General features: G+C 64.3%; 20 protein-coding genes. 8 read left to right on the top strand and 12 right to left on the bottom strand.

The features are described 5' to 3' along the window. Positions 1 to 35 precede the first annotated feature (35 nt). Positions 36 to 1,154 carry a molecular chaperone DnaJ gene (gene dnaJ, locus ASS64_RS01950; protein ID WP_067688966.1) on the bottom strand — a complete coding sequence of 373 codons (1,119 nt, stop codon included), beginning with the start codon at positions 1,152 to 1,154 and terminating at the stop codon, positions 36 to 38. 68 nt (positions 1,155 to 1,222) lie between these two features. Beyond that, the gene (gene dnaK, locus ASS64_RS01945; protein WP_067688964.1) at positions 1,223 to 3,154 is read right to left on the bottom strand and encodes a molecular chaperone DnaK; all 1,932 of its coding nucleotides are present in this window, start codon (positions 3,152 to 3,154) and stop codon (positions 1,223 to 1,225) included. A 177-nt stretch (positions 3,155 to 3,331) separates the two neighbouring features. On the opposite strand from dnaK, the gene ASS64_RS01940 reads away from it, so the two are divergent. From ASS64_RS01940 to ASS64_RS01930, 3 genes are all read left to right on the top strand, one after another. After that, positions 3,332 to 3,811, top strand: coding sequence for a copper chaperone PCu(A)C (locus ASS64_RS01940; protein ID WP_067688961.1), 480 nt, complete (start codon positions 3,332 to 3,334; stop codon positions 3,809 to 3,811). A gap of 80 nt (positions 3,812 to 3,891) precedes the next feature. Beyond that, the gene (locus ASS64_RS01935) at positions 3,892 to 4,347 is read left to right on the top strand and encodes a vgr related protein (RefSeq protein ID WP_067688958.1); all 456 of its coding nucleotides are present in this window, start codon (positions 3,892 to 3,894) and stop codon (positions 4,345 to 4,347) included. A gap of 114 nt (positions 4,348 to 4,461) precedes the next feature. After that, a complete protein-coding gene (locus tag ASS64_RS01930; RefSeq protein ID WP_067688955.1) occupies positions 4,462 to 5,628 on the top strand; it encodes an indoleamine 2,3-dioxygenase in 1,167 nt (388 codons plus the stop codon). A 52-nt stretch (positions 5,629 to 5,680) separates the two neighbouring features. On the opposite strand, the gene ASS64_RS01925 is transcribed toward ASS64_RS01930, so the two are convergent. The 5 genes from ASS64_RS01925 to hrcA all read right to left on the bottom strand — a co-directional run bounded on the left by ASS64_RS01925 (position 5,681) and on the right by hrcA (position 10,689). Continuing rightward, complete coding sequence (locus tag ASS64_RS01925) at positions 5,681 to 5,971, bottom strand: glycine zipper domain-containing protein (RefSeq protein ID WP_067688952.1); 291 nt, start codon at positions 5,969 to 5,971, stop codon at positions 5,681 to 5,683. 67 nt (positions 5,972 to 6,038) lie between these two features. Next, a complete protein-coding gene (locus ASS64_RS01920) occupies positions 6,039 to 7,265 on the bottom strand; it encodes a threonine synthase (RefSeq protein WP_067688950.1) in 1,227 nt (408 codons plus the stop codon). Beyond that, on the bottom strand, positions 7,265 to 9,016 hold the full coding sequence (locus tag ASS64_RS01915; RefSeq protein WP_067688947.1) for a DUF885 family protein: 1,752 nt from the start codon (positions 9,014 to 9,016) through the stop codon (positions 7,265 to 7,267). Before ASS64_RS01915 ends, ASS64_RS01920 begins: the two co-directional genes overlap by 1 nt. 23 nt (positions 9,017 to 9,039) lie before the next feature. Beyond that, positions 9,040 to 9,633, bottom strand: coding sequence for a nucleotide exchange factor GrpE (gene grpE, locus ASS64_RS01910; protein WP_083508113.1), 594 nt, complete (start codon positions 9,631 to 9,633; stop codon positions 9,040 to 9,042). 12 nt (positions 9,634 to 9,645) lie between these two features. After that, entirely contained in the window at positions 9,646 to 10,689 is a 1,044-nt protein-coding gene (gene hrcA, locus ASS64_RS01905; protein ID WP_067688944.1) for a heat-inducible transcriptional repressor HrcA, read from the bottom strand. Between the two features lie 85 nt (positions 10,690 to 10,774). Here hrcA and rph point away from each other — a divergent pair, with 85 nt between their 5' ends. Beyond that, positions 10,775 to 11,491 carry a ribonuclease PH gene (gene rph / locus ASS64_RS01900; protein WP_067688941.1) on the top strand — a complete coding sequence of 239 codons (717 nt, stop codon included), beginning with the start codon at positions 10,775 to 10,777 and terminating at the stop codon, positions 11,489 to 11,491. After that, on the top strand, positions 11,488 to 12,114 hold the full coding sequence (rdgB, locus tag ASS64_RS01895) for an RdgB/HAM1 family non-canonical purine NTP pyrophosphatase (protein WP_067688938.1): 627 nt from the start codon (positions 11,488 to 11,490) through the stop codon (positions 12,112 to 12,114). The genes rph and rdgB overlap by 4 nt, the downstream gene beginning before the upstream one ends. A 3-nt stretch (positions 12,115 to 12,117) precedes the next feature. Here the strand turns inward: rdgB and ASS64_RS01890 are convergent, their stop codons facing one another. Next, positions 12,118 to 12,714 carry a CAP domain-containing protein gene (locus tag ASS64_RS01890; RefSeq protein WP_067688936.1) on the bottom strand — a complete coding sequence of 199 codons (597 nt, stop codon included), beginning with the start codon at positions 12,712 to 12,714 and terminating at the stop codon, positions 12,118 to 12,120. A gap of 47 nt (positions 12,715 to 12,761) precedes the next feature. On the opposite strand from ASS64_RS01890, the gene hemW reads away from it, so the two are divergent. Continuing rightward, positions 12,762 to 13,916, top strand: coding sequence for a radical SAM family heme chaperone HemW (hemW, locus tag ASS64_RS01885; protein WP_067688934.1), 1,155 nt, complete (start codon positions 12,762 to 12,764; stop codon positions 13,914 to 13,916). Then, positions 13,913 to 14,809: a tyrosine recombinase XerC gene (locus ASS64_RS01880; RefSeq protein WP_067688931.1), complete on the top strand. Its 897-nt coding sequence runs from the start codon at positions 13,913 to 13,915 to the stop codon at positions 14,807 to 14,809. The genes hemW and ASS64_RS01880 overlap by 4 nt, the downstream gene beginning before the upstream one ends. Here ASS64_RS01880 and ASS64_RS01875 read toward each other — a convergent pair. Genes ASS64_RS01875 through rsmI form a run of 4 tightly spaced genes read right to left on the bottom strand, consistent with a single transcriptional unit; the run spans position 14,806 to position 17,637 of the window. Further along, the gene (locus tag ASS64_RS01875) at positions 14,806 to 15,399 is read right to left on the bottom strand and encodes a DedA family protein (protein ID WP_067688929.1); all 594 of its coding nucleotides are present in this window, start codon (positions 15,397 to 15,399) and stop codon (positions 14,806 to 14,808) included. The genes ASS64_RS01880 and ASS64_RS01875 overlap by 4 nt on opposite strands. A gap of 19 nt (positions 15,400 to 15,418) precedes the next feature. After that, positions 15,419 to 16,387, bottom strand: coding sequence for a glutathione synthase (gene gshB, locus ASS64_RS01870; RefSeq protein WP_067688926.1), 969 nt, complete (start codon positions 16,385 to 16,387; stop codon positions 15,419 to 15,421). A gap of 33 nt (positions 16,388 to 16,420) precedes the next feature. Continuing rightward, positions 16,421 to 16,771 (bottom strand): YraN family protein, encoded by a 351-nt coding sequence (locus ASS64_RS01865; protein WP_067688923.1) that lies wholly within the window; start codon positions 16,769 to 16,771, stop codon positions 16,421 to 16,423. After that, on the bottom strand, positions 16,768 to 17,637 hold the full coding sequence (rsmI, locus tag ASS64_RS01860) for a 16S rRNA (cytidine(1402)-2'-O)-methyltransferase (protein ID WP_067688919.1): 870 nt from the start codon (positions 17,635 to 17,637) through the stop codon (positions 16,768 to 16,770). The genes ASS64_RS01865 and rsmI overlap by 4 nt, the downstream gene beginning before the upstream one ends. Before the next feature lie 19 nt (positions 17,638 to 17,656). On the opposite strand from rsmI, the gene ASS64_RS01855 reads away from it, so the two are divergent. Beyond that, positions 17,657 to 18,814, top strand: a complete 1,158-nt coding sequence (locus ASS64_RS01855; RefSeq protein WP_067688915.1) for a penicillin-binding protein activator — start codon at positions 17,657 to 17,659, stop codon at positions 18,812 to 18,814. Positions 18,815 to 18,859: the final 45 nt, after the last annotated feature.

Below are 18,859 nucleotides of genomic sequence, written 5' to 3'. Positions count from 1 at the left end.
ACGCGCTTTATCGCCGGCTCCACGCAGCTTGGCAATCACCCGCCGAAGGCGTCCTTCAACTTGTTGAAAAAGCCGCGGCTTTCGGGACACTCGTCCCCCGTCTCGAGTTCGCGAAACTGTTCGAGCAAGGCGCGCTGCTCCTTGCTGAGCCTCGTCGGCGTTTCGACCGCGATCTCGACCACGAGATCACCGCGACCACGCCCCTGCAATACCGGCATGCCCGCGCCACGCTGGCGCAGCTGCTTGCCCGACTGGATGCCGGCCGGAATCTCGATCGTCACGTACTCGCCATCGAGGTTGGGAATGTCGATCGACCCGCCGAGTGCAGCGGCGGTGAAACTGATCGGGACCCGAGTGGCAAGCGTAGTACCCTCGCGTTCGAAAATGTCGTGCGGCTTGACGTGGATGAAGATGTAGAGATCGCCCGGAGGCGCACCGCGCGGGCCCGCCTCGCCCTTGCCCGACAGGCGGATGCGCGTGCCGGTATCGACGCCGGGAGGAATCTCCACCTCGAGCGCCTGCGCCTTGTCGATCCGTCCTTCCCCGCGACAGTCGCGGCAGGGCGACGTGATTACTTCGCCGCTGCCGTGGCAATTGGGGCATGGCCGTTCGACCACGAAGAACCCTTGCTTGGCACGGACCTGGCCCTGGCCATGACACAGGTTGCAAGTGCGTGCACGGGTTCCGGGCGTTGCCCCAGACCCGTGGCAGGTGTCGCAATTCTGCGAGACTTCGATCTCGATTTCGGTCGACTTGCCGTGGAAGGCCTCCTCGAGGTCGATCTGCATGTCGTAGCGAAGATCGGCGCCGCGTCGCGGACGGGCGCGGCCGCCGCCACCGAAGGCGCTGCCGAAGATGGTCTCGAAAATATCGCCGATATCGCCGAAGTCCGCGCCCGGGTGGCCGCCACCGCCGCCGCCGTTCTGGAAGGCGGCGTGGCCGTAGCGATCGTAGGCCGCGCGCTTTTGCGGATCCTTCAGCACTTCATAGGCGGCACTGACCGCCTTGAACGTGCTTTCGCTCTCGTTGCAGCCGGGATTGCGGTCGGGATGGTGCTTCATCGCCAGCTTGCGGTAGGCGGACTTGATCGTCGCGCCATCGGCATCGCGGCTAACCCCGAGCAGTTCGTAAAGGTCTGTTTCGGTCGTCGACATGGCTTTCCAATGGCTAATCGCCACCGGTGCAGAGCAGCACCGATGGCGATTGGCTTCTCATCAGGCGATCAGTTCTTCGCGTCTTCGTCGACTTCGGAGAATTCGGCGTCGACCACCTCTTCTTCAGCGCCGCCCTCCGCGCCTGCGTCACCGCCTTCCGGAGCGTCCGAGGCAGCCTTCGCCTGCTCCTGCTCGTAGATCGACTGGCCCATCTTCATGGCCGACTGCGACAGATCCTGCGCCTTGGCGTTGATGTCGGCAGCGTCGTCGCCCTCGAGCGCGGTCTTGAGCGCGGTGACCTTTTCCTCGACTTCGCTCTTCAGCGAAGCGTCGATCTTGTCGCCATGCTCTTCGAGCTGCTTCTCGGTCGCGTGCACCAGGCTGTCGGCCTGGTTGCGGGCTTCGGCGCTTTCGCGGCGCTTCTTGTCCTCGTCTGCGAACTTTTCGGCGTCCTGGACCATCTGCTCGATGTCGTCGTCGGACAGACCGCCCGAGGCCTGGATGCGGATCTGCTGTTCCTTGCCCGTGCCCTTGTCCTTGGCCGAGACGTTGACGATGCCGTTGGCGTCGATGTCGAAGGTGACTTCGATCTGCGGCACACCGCGCGGCGCGGCGGGGATACCGACCAGGTCGAACTGGCCGAGCATCTTGTTGTCCTGCGCCATCTCGCGCTCGCCCTGGAAGACGCGGATGGTCACCGCATTCTGGTTGTCTTCCGCGGTCGAGTAGGTCTGCGTCTTCTTGGTCGGGATCGTCGTGTTGCGGTCGATCATCTTGGTCATGATGCCGCCCAGCGTTTCGATACCCAGCGAAAGCGGGGTCACGTCGAGCAGCAGCACGTCCTTGACGTCGCCCTGAAGGACGCCGGCCTGGATCGCCGCACCCATGGCGACGACTTCATCGGGGTTGACGCCGGTGTGCGGCTTCGAGCCGAAGAATTCCTCAACCGTCTCGCGCACCTTGGGCATGCGGGTCATGCCGCCGACGAGGATGACCTCGTCGATCTCGTCCTTCGAGACGCCGGCATCGGCCAGCGCCTTCTTGCACGGATCGAGCGTGCGCTTGATCAGATCGCCGACGAGCTGTTCGAGCTTCGAACGGCTGAGGGTTTCGACGAGGTGCAGCGGAGTCGAGCTGCCGCCTTCCATGCGCGCGGTGATGAAGGGCAGGTTGACTTCTGTCGAGGCCGAGCTCGACAGCTCGATCTTGGCCTTTTCGGCTGCTTCCTTGAGGCGCTGCAGGGCGAGCTTGTCGGTCCGGAGATCCATGTTCTCCTTCTTCTTGAACTCGTCCGCGAGATATTCGACGATCGCGCTGTCGAAGTCTTCGCCGCCCAGGAAGGTGTCGCCATTGGTCGACTTCACTTCGAAGACGCCGTCACCGATTTCGAGGATCGAGACGTCGAACGTGCCGCCGCCAAGGTCGTAGACGGCGATGGTCTTGCCGTCTTCCTTGTCCATGCCGTAGGCGAGCGCCGCGGCGGTCGGCTCGTTGATGATGCGCAGCACTTCGAGACCCGCGATCTGGCCGGCGTCTTTGGTCGCCTGGCGCTGCGCGTCGTTGAAATATGCGGGAACGGTGATCACCGCCTGCGTGACGGTTTCACCGAGATAGCTTTCGGCCGTTTCCTTCATCTTCTGCAGGATGAAGGCGGAAACCTGGCTGGGCGAATATTCCTCGCCGCCGGCTTCGACCCATGCGTCGCCATTCTTGCCCTTGACGATGTCGTAGGGGACGAGCTCCATGTCCTTCTTGGTCAGCGGATCGTCGAACCGGCGACCGATAAGGCGCTTGATCGCGAACAGCGTGTTGTCCGGGTTTGTGACCGCCTGACGCTTGGCGGGCTGGCCGATCAGGCGCTCGCCATCCTTGGTGAAGGCGACGATCGAAGGCGTCGTGCGCGCGCCTTCCGAATTCTCGACGACCTTGGGCTTGCCGCCGTCCATCACGGCAACGCAGGAGTTGGTGGTGCCGAGGTCGATACCGATAACTTTGCTCATGGTTTCCCCATCTCTTTCAAGTCGTTGGACACCGCATCTTTGGTTCCCCGATCATGGCGGAACCGGTCGGCGGCTCTATCCGGTGGTGTGTTACCCGGGCGATATAGGTGCGGTTTTTCTTGGCACAAGGGAGAGGCGGCGCTAGTTTTTCAGGACCACGCAGAGGGGAACAAATCCATGAAATTTACCCGTTTCGCGCCTTTGGCGCTTGCATTTACGACGGTCGCCTTGGCTGGCTGCTCGGGTGAAGCGGAAGAAGCAGCCGCGCCCGCAGCCGAGGATGTGACGCTGGAAGTTAGCAATGCCCGGCTGATGTTGCCCGCGGTTTCCGGTCGGCCCGGCGCGATCTATTTCGATGTCGAGAACACCGGCGAAAAGAACTACGCCATCCGCCGCGCCGATGTCGAAGGCGCGAGCAATGCCGAACTCCATGGCTCGATGGAGATGGACGGCCAGATGATGATGGACAGCGTGGGCCAGATTCTGGTGAACGCAGGCGAGAGCGAGAGTCTCGAGCCCGGCGGTTTTCACGTGATGGTCTTCGATCTCGATCCGGCGCTGGAAGCGGGCGGCTCGACCGAGATGACTCTGACTGTCGTGGGCGGGAAGACCAAGACATTCCCGGTGGAAATCCGGGCCGCGGGTGACGAACGCTGAGCGCTGCGCGCGACACCGGCGGGGACGATCCCCGCGACGACAGTGTCGCGCAAACCTGCCCGGTAGGCGGCGAACGGCCGTTGACACCCGGAGAGATTGCGCTTGCGCGTACCGTATTCGGGGATGCGATCGACTATACCAAAGTCACGATCCGGCGGCGGAAGTGGTTTCCCTTCCAGCCACGCCGGATCACCATGGCTCCGCGCGGCCATGTGCATTTCCATCCTGACGGTGACGCCTATTGCGAGGATTTCTCCAAAGCCGACGTTTTGCGGCAAGGCCTGCTGGTCCACGAATTGGTGCACGTCTGGCAAGTTCAGACGAAAGGGGACTGGTACCTGCTAACGCACCGGATGCCCTGGGCACGGTATGCCTATTCGCTTAAACCGGGTTGGCCGCTCGAACGATACGGAATCGAGCAGCAGGCCGAAATCGTCAAGCATGCCTTCTGGCTCCGCAACGGCGTAAGGCTGGCCGGGGTCTCCGACCCGTCCGCATACGATGTGCTCGTCCGTTTCCCTGGCGCTGGCTCCTGACGTTACGGCATCGCATTTTTCCACCTTCGTAAACTTGAGCGAACAAGTTTCATTGGATACGATTGCATGCATTGACCGGGCGGCCCAACCCGCGCCCGGCGATGAGTCATCACAATGGAGCTTTCCGATTATGGTTTGAGCCGCGAGCGCGGCTATCTTTCGCATTACGAGATCGACGAGATCACGCTTCCGGCCCCCTTCGCTTCGGTCACCGAAGCGGCAGGTCGGCTTTCCGAGCTGCTGACGTCGGGCCGCGCGCGCCAACTGCTCGGCAGACTGCCCGAGCCCGACATTGGCGATTGGGCCCGCAATGCCCCCGAAGAAGAAGTCCGCACGGCAATGGTGCACTATTCCTTCCTCGTGCAGGCCTATGTCTGGGGCGAGCCGGAACCGCCTCCATCCCTGCCGGCCAATCTCGCCCGCCCGATCTGCGCGCTGGCGGATCGCCTGGGACAGGCCCCGCTGCTGCCCTACTCCGCCTATGTGCTCGACAATTGGTGCCGGCTCGACAAATCGGCACCGATCACGCTCGACAACATCGCCATGTTCCAGAACTTCCTCGGCGGGATCGACGAGAACTGGTTCGTCCTCGTCCATGTGGCGATCGAGGCGGAAGCCGGTGTCCTGCTCGACAATGCCGCGAGGCTGGTCACTGTCGCCAGCGAAGGCATGGAGAGCGAAGCCATCCGCCTGCTGCGGGAAATGGATCGGGCGTGGGAGCGCATCTACGCCAATTTCGCGAGAATGCCCGAGCGCTGCGATCCCTATATCTATTTCCACCGCGTTCGGCCCTACATCCATGGCTGGGCGAACAATCCTGCGCTTGCGGGCGGTGGTCTGGTCTACGAAGGCGTCGAGCGCTTCGGAGGCAAGCCACAAGCCTTCCGTGGCCAGACCGGCAGCCAGTCATCGATCGTCCCGGCGATGGATGCCCTGTTCCAGGTCGGTCACAGCGAGGATCCGCTCAAGAGCTTCCTCGACGAGCTGCATCATTACCGCCCTGTCGAGCACCGGCGTTTCATCGAGGACTTGGCGAGACAATCGACGCTGCGGGATTTCGTCGGCAAGAGCGGTAACGAAAAGCTCGAGGAAGCCTTCAACGCCTGTGTCGAACAGTCAGCGCGGTTCCGCACCCGGCACCTCGAATATGCGGCAAGCTATATCAACAAGCAGGCCGGCTCGATCGAGGGCAACAATCCCGATGTCGGTACGGGCGGCACCCCGTTCATGAAATATCTCAAGAAGCACCGCGACGAAAACCGCGCGCAAGTCGTTTCGTGAGAGTAGCAGGGCCGTCCTCGCGGGCGGCCCTTACCCACGCCCGAGCTATTGCCTACCAATAACGCGCGTAGCGATCGTCATAGCGGCAGTCGTCGTCGACATAGCGCCCGTCGCCGTAGTAGCCGTCGCAATCGTCGTCTTTGTCGGTGGCGTACCCGATGACACCGCCGATGGCCGCGCCCGCCAGCGCATAGGTCTTGATGTCGTCACCAAGGATTGCGGCCAGGCCAGCTCCGGCTGCTGCACCGGCCGCGGTTCCTTCGACGGCGTAGTTCTGCGCGCAGCCACCCAGTGTGAGAGTCGATAGGGCGAGTGCCGGGGCGAGAAAGACCTTGCTGTTCATGGATTGTCTCCGTTTGCGTCCCTGTTGGGAACGGTACGGGCCAGCCAGGGCGTTGGTTCCGCTTTGCCTAAAGCGTCCGGAGCGCAGGTAGCGCATCCTTGTCGATCGACTGCGACCGATCCTCCATGGGATATTTGAGCCCGGTTGCGCAGTTGAACAGCACCGCTTCGTCATCGGCGGCGACCCATCCTTCGGCAAGCGCCTTGCGATAGGCGGCAAGCGTCGCCCCACCTTCGGGACACAGCAGCAGGCCGTCTTGCATGGCGCTGTCCGAGGTCGCGCGGATGATCTCGTCTTCATCGACCGCAACCGCCTTGCCGCCACTTTCCCGCACCGCGCGAATGATGAGGAAATCGCCCACCGCCTTGGGCACGCGAATACCCGCTGCGACCGTGTGTGCATCTTCCCAGCGTTCGGCATGCTCCTCGCCCTGTTCGAAGGCGCGCACGATCGGGGCGCAGCCGCTCGCCTGCACCGCGAACATCTTCGGCCGCGCGGATCCGATCCAGCCCAGTTGCTCCAGTTCGTCGAAAGCTTTCCACATGCTGATCAGACCCGTGCCACCACCGGTCGGATAGAAGATCGCCTTGGGCAGCCGCCAGCCGAGCTGCGCGGCCAGTTCGAGGCCCATCGTCTTCTTGCCCTCGATCCGATAGGGTTCTTTGAGCGTCGAGAAATCGAACCACAGCCCCTCGGCCGCGCCCTGCCCCACGATCGCGCCGCATTCGTCGATCAGGCCGTTGACGCGATAGACGCGCGCGCCCTGCGCCGCGATTTCGCGGACGTTTATCTCGGGGGTGTCGGAGGGGCACAGCACGACCGTCTCGATACCCGCACGGGTCGCATAGGCGGCCAGTGCCGCGCCCGCATTGCCATTGGTGGGCATGGCGATGCGGGTGACGCCCAATTCCTTGGCCATGGCCACCGCCATCACCAACCCGCGCGCCTTGAAGCTGCCCGTGGGTAGGCGTCCCTCGTCCTTCACGAGCACTTTCGATCCGCCCGACTTCGGAATCGGAACCAGAGGGGTCTCGATCTCGCCCAGGCTGACGATGCTGTCGGTATGGCGGACTGGCAGAAGCTCACGCCAGCGCCACAGGTCCGTAGGCCGCGCCTCCAGAGTCGCCTTGGATAGCGCCCTTCCGGCCGCTTCCAGATCGTAGCGGACCAGCAAGGGGCGCCCCGCGTCGGACAGGCCATGCAGCCTGTCGGCCTCGTAACGCTTGCCTGTGATCGAGCATTCGAGATGGGAGACGAAGGTTTCCCTTTCGCCTTCAAGGTTCGAGGTCAGCATCAGTCGTAGCTCACTCCGGGAAGACCCTGTCCGCCATCGGCGATGAAAGCATCGATCCGGGCTTCGAGCGCCGGAAGCGGGACCGAGCCGAGCGAGAGCACGACATCGTGGAACTTGCGGATGTCGAAATCCTCGCCCAGAGCCTCTTCGGCCTTTGCCCGCACGCGGCGCATGGTCATCTCGCCGAGCTTGTAGGCCAGAGCCTGGCCGGGCCAGCTGATATAGCGGTCGATCTCGGTCCCGACCTCGCGCTCGGACAGCGCGGTATGGCGCGACAGGTAATCGACCGCCTGCTCGCGGGTCCAGCCATAGTGGTGGATACCGGTATCGATCACCAGCCGTGCCGCACGCCACATTTCGTAGGAAAGCTGGCCGAACCGTTCGTAGGGAGTGCGGTAGATGCCCATCTCGTTGCCGAGATATTCGACATAGAGGCCCCAGCCCTCGCCGAAACCGGAGAAATAGGTCTGGCGCCGGAAGCGCGGGGCGTCCTCGCGTTCGAGTGCGATTGCTGCCTGGAACGAGTGCCCCGGCGCGCATTCGTGCATCGTCAGTGCGGGGATGTTGTAAACGGGGCGCGAGGGCAGGTCGTGCGTATTGATCTGGCAGTATTCGAGCCCGCCCCTGCCCGCGGTGTAGAAGGGGGCGATCGCAGGATCGACCGGACGCAGGCCATGGCGATAGCGGGGCAGGAAACCGAAGTATTCGCCCAATTTGTCGTCCACGCGCTTGGCTGCATAGGCCGCGACACCCATCAGCTCGTCGGGCGTGTCGGCCACGAATTGCGGATCGGTGCGCAGGAAGGCGATGAATTCTTCCAGCGTGCCTTCGTATCCGGCCTCCTGCTTGGCCTTTTCCATCTCGGCGGTGATCCGCGCGACCTCAGCTAGGCCGATTGCGTGTATCTCCTCGGCGGTGAGGTCGAGCGTGGTGTATTGGCGGATCTCCTGCGCGTAATAGGCCGCGCCATCGGGAAATTTGCTCGCCCCCAGCGTGGTGCGCGTGTTGGGCAGGTATTCGTCGCGGAAGAACGCCAGCCATGCGGCATAGGCCGGCGTGACCCGGTCGCCTATCGCAGCCCGCGCCGCATCGCGCAGGCGCTCGCGTTCACCCTCGGGGATGCTGCGGGGCATGTCGGCGAAGGGGCGCCAGAAGGGGCTGTCCTCGGGATCGTCGACGACATAGGAGGCAATCGATACGTCGCGCCCTTCGAGGGTGACGCGCGGCACCGAGAAACCGCGCTCGAGACCGGCCCGCGCATTGGCCGTCTGCTCGGCGAAATAGCGCGGAATGTCGCGCATCCGGCCGATGTAGTTCTCGTAATCCTCGACGGTCGAAAACCCGCTGCGACCCGCTAGGTAGGACCAGAAATTGCTGTCGCTGTCGAAGGGCATCTCCCATTCGGCAAAGCGGGCATCGCCGATCTCGGCCTCGAGCAGCGTGCGCAGAACCAACGCATTGGTGCGTGTCTCGCCGCTCAATGTGGCGGGGTCCATCGCCGCGAGCTGGTCGTGAAAGCGCTGGTATTGCGCCGCACGCGCCCGCTGGGCCTCCGGCGTCACCGACGCCAGGCTGTCGCCTTGCCGCACACCGCCTGCGTCAGTCTCGGTCAGGCCGTATTGCTCGAGCCGGTAGTCGTAATAGGCATCGGCCAGCGCGGCGAGCCAATCCTCGGCGCTGTCCTGCGCAAACAGCGGCGAGGCGAAAGTGGAGGCGGCGAGGACCGCCGCTCCGAAAATGGCAGTCCTCATCGTCTCTCCCCTATCCGGTCGGGTCAGTCCGGCTTCTTCGCCACGCCGACCATGGCCGGGCGCAGCAGACGATCCTTGATCATGTAGCCGGCCTGCATTTCCTGCACGATGGTACCGGGTTCGGCCTCGTCGGTGGGCACTTCCATCATCGCCTGGTGCTGGTTCGGGTCGAGCGGCATGCCCTTGGCGGCGATCCGCGTGATTCCGTTATTGTTGAAGACCTTCTCCATCTCGCGCTGGGTCGCCTCGATCCCGGCGATGAAGTTCTTGGCCTTCTCGTGCTCGCGCAGTTCCGCGGGCACGTGTTCGAGCGCGCGCGACAGATTGTCGGCCACGCTCAGAATGTCGCGGGCGAAGCTGGTCGCCCCATAATTGCGCGCATCCTGTACGTCCTTTTCGAGACGGCGGCGCACATTCTGGGTTTCAGCGCGGGCATAAAGCACGTCCTGCATCGCGGTTTCGAGATCGCCGCGCAGCTTGGCGAGCGCTTCCTCGAGCCCGTTGTCCTCCTCGGTCTCACCGTCGTCGCGCAGGTGCTCGGGAACGCCCTCCATCTCGCGCGCCACTTCTTCGTCGACCGCCTTTTCACGCGGTTCGTTCTTGTTCTCGTCGTTCACTGGAAAACCCTGCTAGCCAATTCTCTTGCCCAAGGATCGGGCGGTGAAATCCACCATGGGGACGACCCGCGCGTAATTCAACCGAGTCGGCCCGATGACTCCCAGCACGCCGACGACCTTGCCCTCGCGGTCGCGATAGGGCGACGCGATCACGGATGAGCCCGAAAGCGAGAACAGCCGATTCTCGCTGCCGATGAAAATTCGCATTGCATCGGCCCGGCGCGCGCGTTCGAGCAGGCTGGCGACCGATTGCTTGCTTTCCAGATCGTCGAGCAGTGAGCGGACGCGCTCGATATCGTCCAGCGCCGCCTCGTCGAGCAGATTTGCCTGTCCGCGTACGATCAGCACCGGTCGGTTGCTGGCATCCTCACTCCATGTCGCAAGACCCCGCTGCACCAGATCGCGGCTCGCCTCGTCGAGCGCCGATTTTCCGCTGCTGATTTCCTTTTCCACCACATTGGCGGCCTCGGCGAGCGTGCGACCGGACGTCCGCGCAGTCAGGTAATTGCTGGCCTGTTCTAGCGAGGTGCCGAGCGCTTCCGCAGGGAGCGCGAGAATCCTGTTCTCGATATGCCCATCCTCGCCCACCAGCACGGCGAGCACGCGATTGGCATCGAGCGGGGTCAGCGACACCTGGGCCAGTTTCGGCTCGCGTGCCGGCACCATGACCATGCCCGCAGCACCCGAAAGGTCAGAGAGAAGTGCGCTGGTCTCTTCCAGCGCGCGCTCGATCGGGCCGGGTTCGGCCAGGCGCTGCTCTATGGCGGCGCGTTCCTCGCGGGTGGGCTCCCCCACCTGCATCATCGCATCCACGAACAGGCGCAGGCCCGTCTCGGTCGGCATTCGCCCTGCGCTGGTATGCGGTGCTGCCAGCAATCCGCGTTGCTCAAGCTCGGCGAGGACAGAGCGGATAGAGGCGGGTGAGAGGTTTACCCCGCTCTCGCCCGCGAGTGCCTTCGACCCCATCGGCGCACCGCTATCGAGATATCCCTCGACCACGAGACGAAAGATCTCTCGCGCACGGTCTGACAAGTCGGTTAGCGGCAGGGAATTCATGCGTTCTATCTAGCCACTCCCCTTGCAGCCTCAAGACCCATGCGCCACACGCACGCCTGAGATTCGACTGCAATGGAGAAGCTGAATGCGACCTTCCGGCCGTGCGCCCGACGAAATGCGCGCCATCACTATCGAGACCGGCTACACCAAACATGCCGAGGGCAGCTGCCTGATCAGCTTCGGCGAAACGCGCGTGCTGTGCACCGCGAGCGTCGAAGAACGGATTCCGCCATGGCTGCGCGGCAAGGGCGAAGGCTGGGTTACCGGGGAATACTCCATGCTCCCGCGCGCCACGCACACCCGCGGCCAGCGCGAAGCAGCCAAGGGCAAACAGAGCGGACGCACGCAGGAAATCCAGCGCCTTATCGGCCGTAGCTTGCGCGCCGTAGTCGACCACAAGAAGCTGGGCGAGCGGCAGATCACGCTCGATTGCGATGTGATCCAGGCCGACGGCGGCACACGCACTGCGTCGATCTCGGGCGCCTGGGTCGCGCTTCGCCTCGCGGTCGACGAATTGATGAAGTCCGGGGCGATCACCCAAGACCCGATCAGCGCGAAGGTCGCCGCCATTTCCTGCGGCATCTACCAGGGCACGCCGGTGCTCGACCTCGACTACCCCGAAGACAGCGGCGCCGATGCCGATGCCAATTTCGTGCTGATCGAAGGGGGCAAGATCGCCGAGGCGCAAGCGACCGCCGAAGGTGCGCCCTATGACGAGGAAGCCTTCCTGCGGCTCCTTCGCCTGGCGCAGATGGGCTGCGCACAGGTGTTCAAGGCTCAGGACGAGGCGACGCGCAAATGACACGGCGCATCGGTTCGGGCTCGCTGGTGATCGCCACGCATAACGAAGGCAAGCTGAAAGAGATTTCCGCGCTGCTCGAACCGCATGGTGTGACATGCATTTCGGCCGGATCGCTGGGCCTGCCCGAACCGGCCGAGACGGGCACCACCTTCGTCCAGAACGCGCTGCTCAAGGCGCGCGCGGCGGCGGAATCGTCGGGCCTGGTTGCCCTGGCGGACGACAGCGGGATGTCGGTCGATGCGCTCGACGGTCGGCCCGGCGTCTACACTGCCGACTGGGCCGAGCGGCAATGGTTCGAAGGCGAACCGGGCCGCGACTGGTTCATGGCGATGGGCAAGGTCGAGGGTATGCTCCAGGCACAGGGCGCCGATGTCGACCGCTCATGCGCCTTCCACTGTGTCCTCGCCCTCGTCTGGCCCGATGGCGAGCAGGCAGTCTACGAGGGCACCGCGCCCGGCACGCTGACCTGGCCACCGCGCGGCACGATGGGGTTCGGATACGATCCGGTATTCGTACCGAAGGGACGCAAGCTGACCTTCGCAGAGCTCGATCCTGCAGAAAAACACGCCATCAGCCACCGCGCCGACGCCTTCGCCAAGCTGGTCGCCGAACAATTCGGCTGAAACTCAGTAGGCTTTCTGGCCCCAGACATTGCCGGCCGGCCAGTAACGGCACACGAGCACGTCATTGCCGCGCGCCGTGACCACTGCACAACCGACTTCCTTGGTCTCGCGCCAGACGATCTGCGTATAATGGCCGACATCCGCCCAGTTCCCGGTCTTGGAGATATTGGGGAAGTGGGCGTGGCGGTAATACTGCTTTTCCGCGATGAACATCCCGACCATGGTTTCGACCGGCCAATGTCCGGCAGTGCCCATCCAGAGGTTCTCTCCGGTCCGGTTGCGGGTCTTCTGGCTTGCATGTTGAAGCATGCCCTTGCGCGAGAGATGCTGCGCCCATTCGCGCGCCTCCCGTTCGAGATGAACGTTCCATTTGAGGGGCTTGAGGCGAAGCGCCTCGCGTTCTTCATTGTGCGTCCGCAGGATCCGCGCGGCCAGATGCAGGTCGGAGGTTCCGCGCTGGTCGATCGACCGCGTCGCGGGAAAGGCGTCGAACGAGGATGCCGTCGACGACGATCCGCTTGCGGCCACACCGCTCCCCGTGGCACATAGCAGCGCGACGACGCCGACGAGCGGCGCGATCCATTTTCTCGACCCGTCCATGACGCCCGAGATTCCGTTCCGACGATTAAGAATAGCTGAAGACATCCTTGGCCCGCGCTCTCTACATCCACTGGCCCTTCTGTATTGCAAAATGTCCTTATTGCGACTTCAACAGCCATGTCCGGGAATCTGCGGATATGGCGGCGTGGAAAGCCGCCCTGATTGCGGACATGCGCCACGAATTTGCCGAGGCCGGATCGCAGGGATCGCTGGCCAGCATTTTCTTCGGTGGCGGAACGCCCTCGCTTATGCCGCCGACGCTGGTTGCGACCCTTCTGGCCGAGGCAGAGCGCCTGTGGGGTTTCGATCCGGCAATCGAAATCACACTCGAGGCCAATCCCAGCAGTGTCGAAGCGGCCAATTTTGCCGACCTCGCTGCGGCGGGCGTCAATCGCGTTTCGCTCGGGGTGCAGAGTCTGCGCGACGATGCCCTCAAGTTCCTCGGCCGCTTGCATGGCGTCGACGAGGCGCTGGGCGCGGTCGAGCTTGCACAGCGCCATTTCGGACGGGTTTCGATCGATCTGATCTATGCCCGCCCCGGTCAGACCGAAGCACAATGGCGAACCGAACTCGGCGAAGCGCTGGCGCTCGGTACCGACCATATGTCGCTCTACCAATTGACCATCGAGCCGGCGACGCGCTTCGCCACCGATGTGCGGCGGGGCATTTTCGAGCCGCTCGACGACGACAACGCAGCCGATCTATTCGCCCTCACGCGACAAATGACCGCCGCAGCGGGCCTGCCTGCCTACGAGATCAGCAACCACGCGCGCCCCGGGCAGGAAAGCCGGCACAATCTCACCTACTGGCGCTATCACGACTATATCGGCATCGGCCCCGGAGCGCATGGACGGCGGCGCGACGTCGCGACGGTACGGCATCGCAAGCCGGAGAACTTTCTCTCCGCAGTGAGGGCGCAGGGCCACGGGATCGGCGAAGCGCGCAGGCTCGATCGCGGCGAGCAGGCCAGCGAAGCATTGCTCATGGGGCTGAGACTTGCCGAGGGTATCGATCTCGCGGCACTCGCCCGCCGGTTCGACGGCACCCCATCCGCGCTCGTCGATGAAGCCAAGCTGGCGCTCTATCGCGACCTCGGTCTCGTTTGGATGGATCGGGAGCGGATCGGTGTCACGCCGCAAGGCATGCCCTTACTCGACGCGCTCCTGGGCGAGGTGGTCCGCACCGACCTCGTGACGTCATGAGTAAGGCCGACCTGCTCGGGGCTTGGCACGATCACCTGGCGCTCGGCCTGCGCCGCTCGCCGCATACGGTCCGGGCTTATTGCAGAGCTGCGGAGCGGCTGCTTTCCCGTCTCGACATGGCCTCATGGCATGAGGTCGCCGACATCACTGCCGCGCGCTTGCGCACTCATCTCGCCTCACGCCGCGCGGACGGCTTGTCCAATGCTTCGGCTGCGCGCGAGCTTTCCGCGCTCAAAGGATTCATCGCGTTCGCGCGCGCGCAGGCGGGCCACGCCGTTTCCGATCCGCCACGCGTGCGGGGACCGCGGATCAAGAAGGGGTTGCCTCGCCCCGTCACGCCCGACGATGCGCTCGGACTGGCCGACACGGTGGAGGCGCTGGCCCGAGAAGACTGGATCGGCGCGCGTGACCGTGCCGTCCTCATGCTCCTCTACGGTGCTGGCATGCGCATCGCAGAGGCGCTTTCACTCACGGGCGCCGCGCTTCCCTTGGGTGAACGGCTGACCGTGACCGGCAAGGGGGGCAAGCAGAGGGTCGTGCCGCTGCTGCCGATCGTGCGCGATGCGGTGGCCGACTACGCCGCCCGCTGTCCCTGGCCGCTGGCGAAGGACCAACCGCTGTTCCGCGGCGCGAAAGGTGGGCCGCTGTCGCAGGGCATGGTCCAGAAGGCGACCGCCGGCGCGCGCAAGGCGCTGGGCCTTCCCGACAGTGCCACGCCGCACGCACTGCGCCACAGTTTCGCGACCCATTTGCTCGGGTCGGGAGCGGACTTGCGCAGCCTGCAGGAATTGCTCGGCCATGCCAGCCTCGGGTCCACGCAAATCTATACGCAGGTCGATGCGGCAAGCCTGCTCGATGCCTATCGCAGCGCGCACCCGCGCGAGAAGGATTAATCCCGGTTCCGCGGTTTCCAGGTTGCGACCCGCCAGAGATAGCCGCCTATCGCCACGACGAAGATCGCGAGGACTAGCCAGCCCAGCAGTTCCTGCGAACGTGCCAGCCTGCGACCAAGCTCGACCATCAAGAGGTTCCAGACGAAAGCGCCCGCGAAGGTGTAAACCAGGAAGCGCGTCGTTCCCATGTGCAGCAGTCCCGCGGGTATGGAGATCAGTGTGCGCAGCACCGGGGTAAAGCGCATAGCGAAGACCACCCACGGCCCGTGCCGGCGGAAGAAGGCCTGCGCGCGCTCGACATCGTGCCAATCCATTGTCAGCCATCGCCCGTGCCTTGCGACGAAAGGCTCGAGACGGGTTCGCCCCCATCGGTCGCAAATCCAGTACCACCAATAATTTCCGAGCGTGGTGCCCGCGCTGCCGACCACAAGCAGCGGCCAATAATCCATCGTTCCGCGTGCAACGGCGACCCCACCCAGCCCCATGATGATCTCGGACGGAAGTGGCGGGAAAATATTCTCCAGCGCCATCAACACGAAAATGCCGAACAAGCCGCCGAGTTCGATGGTGCGGATGATGAATTCGGTCATTGATCAAGCGGTCGCGGGGTCACATCGCCGCGTGGCGTCGCTCGATCGCGTCCCAGATCAGGCCCGCGGTATCGGTGCCGTTGAATCTGTCGATCGCCACGATGCCGGTGGGCGAGGTGACGTTGATTTCGGTCAGCCACTTGCCGCCGATCACGTCGATTCCGACAAACACAAGCCCACGGCGTTTGAGTTCGGGGCCCATGGCGGAGCAGATTTCCTCTTCGCGCTCGGTCAGCGTTGTCGCCTCGGCATGGCCGCCCTGCGCGAGGTTCGAACGAAACTCACCCTCGCCGGGGAAGCGATTGATGGCCCCTGCGAATTCGCCATCGACGAGCACGATCCGCTTATCGCCCTCGCTCACTTCGGGGAGGAAAGGCTGGACCATGTGCGGTTCGGGCCAAGTCTGGTCGAAGACCTCCGAAAGCGCGGAAAGATTGGTGCCGCGTTCGTCCAGGCGGAAGATCGCCCGACCGCCATTGCCGTGCAGCGGCTTGACCACCACCGAGCCGTGCTTCTTCTGGAAGTCGCGCAGATCGTCGAGATGCCGCGCGACCAGCGTAGATGGCATGTATTGCGCATAGTCGAGCACGAACATCTTCTCGGGCGCGTTTACGACCTCGCGCGGATCGTTGACCACCAGCGTGGTGCCCTTGAGCCGGTCGAGCAGCAAGGCGCTGCTGATATAACCCAGGTGAAACGGCGGATCCTGTCGCATCAGCACGACATCGATATCGCGCGCGAGATCGATCCGCCGACGTTCACCCGCGCTGTAGTGGTCGCCCTCCACTCGCTGCACGGTAACCGGGGCGGCGTGCGCGGTTATCCGGCCGCTCGGCGTTCCGTCGCTTTCGTAGGCGAGGCTGGCGACATCATAGTGCCAGAGCTCGTGCCCGCGCGCCTGCGCGGCCAGCATCAGCGCGAACGAGCTGTCGCCCGCGATTTTGATGCTCTCGAGCGGGTCCATCTGGACGGCGACGCGTAGCGGCATTCTAGTCTCCGATCATCCCGGCCCGCCTCACGATCAGGGCTGCCAAGCATTGGCGATGTGGCGAGGGAAACTGCCCGGCGCAAGCAGGATCACGTCGATGCGGATATCCTCGCCGTTCTCTGCATAGCGATGGGCGACCGCCTCGACTGCTCCGGCGACGCGCGACAAGCGGTATTCATCGATCGCATGGTCGAGATCGGCGCGCTTGCGGCGCCACTTGACCTCGATGAAAGCGACAATGGCGCCCCGTTTGGCGACGAGATCGATCTCGCCCGCCGGTGTCTTCACGCGGCGATCGAGGATTTGCCAGCCCTTGGTCCTGAGCCAGATCGCCGCGCGGGTTTCGCCTTCACGGCCGCTCTTCTCGGCCAGCTGGCGTTTCATGCCGAGCGCAGTTCCATGGCCCGGGCATAGAGGGTCTTGCGATCAACGCCCGTCGCCTTGGCGACCTGCGCCGCGGCCTGCGAGGCCTTCATCGTGCGCAGCGCATCGATCAGCATGGCATCGGCATCCTCCTCGCTGGCAACCCGCTCGGGAGGCGGGCCGACCAACAACACGATTTCACCCTTGGGCGGATGTGCCTCGAAATAGGCGATCAGCCCCGCAGGGAGGCCGCGGCGCAATTCCTCGTGCAGCTTGGTCAACTCGCGCGCCACCGCGACTTCGCGATCCGGCAGGACCTCGCCGATCGTGGTGAGCGATTTGATCAGCCGGGGCGCGGTTTCGTAGAATACCAGCGTGCTATCGATGGCCGACAGTTCCTCGAGCATTTCGCGGCGAGCCTTCTCCTTGCTCGGCAGGAAGCCTGCGAAAAGGAACCGATCGTTGGGCAGGCCCGACAGCGCAAGACCGGCAACGGCCGCACATGCACCCGGAAGAACCGTGACCGGGATGCCCTCCGCACGGCAATCATTGACCAGGCGATAGCCCGGATCGGACACCATCGGCGTTCCAGCATCGCTGACCAGCGCTACCGCGCGATCGCGCGTGGATTCGACCAGACGCGAGCGGTCGCGATGCTCGCTGTGGTCGTCGTAACGCCACATGGGCTTCGAAATCCCCAGGTGCTTCAGTAGCTTGCCGGTCACCCGCGTGTCCTCGCAGGCGATCCCGTCGCAGCGCTTCAGCACGTCGATCGCCCGCAGCGTGATATCGCCGAGGTTGCCGATCGGGGTGGCGACGATATAGAGCCCCGGAGCAAGTGAATTTTCGGGTTGGGTCGCATCGGTCACCCTTCCCCCATGAACCATCAATGAGGGACGCGGCAAGATGAAGCGCTGGACTTTCGACCGTCGGGCAATCGTAACGGTGGGGCTGGCCGCCCTGCTCGGCGCCTGTTCGGTCATCCCCAAGGGCGCCGAGCGTCCGGCCCCGGTTGTGACGACACCGACGCCCGAACCGACCGAGAGCCTGCCGACCGACCAGACCCGCCACCGTATCGCGTTGCTGGTACCGATGTCTGGCCGCAACGGTCCGGTCGGCCAGTCGATCGCCAATGCGACGACCATGGCACTGCTCGACACCAATGCGAGCAATCTGCGGATCACCACCTACGACACCGCAAAGGGTCCCGAGGCCGCCGCGCGCCAAGCGATTGCCGAAGGCAACAAGCTGATCCTTGGCCCGCTGCTGGGGTCGAACATCCCCTCGGTGACCAATACCGCGCGGGCGGCCGACGTGCCCGTGATCTCCTTCTCCAACGATACCGGTGCTGCGGGGCCCGATGTGTTCATCATGGGACACATCCCCGAGCAGTCGATCATGCGCACCGTCCAGTACGCGCGCGCACGCGGCTCGCAGAACTTCGCGATCATCTCGCCCGATGGCGAGTATGGCGCGCGCGCCGAGGACGCGATGCGCCGCGCAGTTTCGGCCTATGGTGGCACCGTTGTCTGGACCGAACGCTATGCGCGCGGAAATACGTCGGTGGTCAGCGCCGCCGAACGGCTCAGGGCGCATGGCGGCTACGATACCGTGCTCGTCGCAGATGGCCCGCGACTAGCTGCGCAGGCGGCCGGGGTTTTGTCGCCCGGCGGCGGCGGGACGATCCAGCTCCTCGGCACCGAGCTGTGGAGCGGCGAAGGTTCTGTCACACGGGCCTCGGCGCTCGACGGCGCGCTGTTCTCGGCCGTTTCCGATGATCGCTACAAGCGCTTCGTCGACAGCTACGAGGCGCGGTTCGGCGGGCAGCCCTATCGGATCGCCACGCTGGGCTACGATGCCGTCCTGCTGACGCTGCGTGTCGCCCGCGACTGGCGTGTAGGCCGCGATTTTCCCGACGGCGCCCTGCGTAGCGAAGACGGCTTTCTTGGCCTCGACGGCGCCTTCCGCTTCCGTCGAAATGGCTTGGTCGAGCGCGCCTTCGAAGTGCGCGAGGTGCGTAATGGAGCAGTCGTGGTGGTGGAGAATGCACCTACCCGCTTCTGAGCAGAGCGGATAACGTCGCCAGCCAGCTTGCGAGGCCGGGTGGGC

This window comes from Erythrobacter sp. AP23 (genome assembly GCF_001542855.1).
GTDB lineage: Bacteria > Pseudomonadota > Alphaproteobacteria > Sphingomonadales > Sphingomonadaceae > Qipengyuania.
Note: the sequence above shows the minus strand (reverse complement) of the source record. Positions and strands in the feature narration are given on the sequence as shown.